Origin of the sequence: Pseudomonas sp. SIMBA_067, from assembly GCF_046534675.1 — a bacterium.
Taxonomy (GTDB): domain Bacteria; phylum Pseudomonadota; class Gammaproteobacteria; order Pseudomonadales; family Pseudomonadaceae; genus Aquipseudomonas; species Aquipseudomonas putida.
The window spans coordinates 1-231 of sequence record NZ_JAWRYH010001458.1; the positions used below are offsets into that span (position 1 = coordinate 1).

General features: G+C 63.2%; 1 pseudogene. It reads left to right on the forward strand.

Annotated elements, in window-relative coordinates:
• A pseudogene (locus SB765_RS34250) lies at positions 1–231 on the forward strand (GTP cyclohydrolase II); the annotation flags it as partial.

Genomic DNA, 231 nt, shown 5'->3' on the forward strand with positions numbered 1-231 from the left:
GTGGCATTGGCTTGCTGAACAAGATCCGCGCCTACGAGCTGCAAGATGGCGGCGCCGACACCGTCGAAGCCAACGAGCGCCTGGGCTTTGCCGCCGACCAGCGTGACTACGCCATGTGCCTGCCGATGCTGGAACACCTGGGCGTGAAGTCGCTGCGCCTGATGACCAATAACCCGCGCAAGGTCAAAGCCCTGACCGACATGAACATCGTGGTTGCCGAGCGTGTGCCGC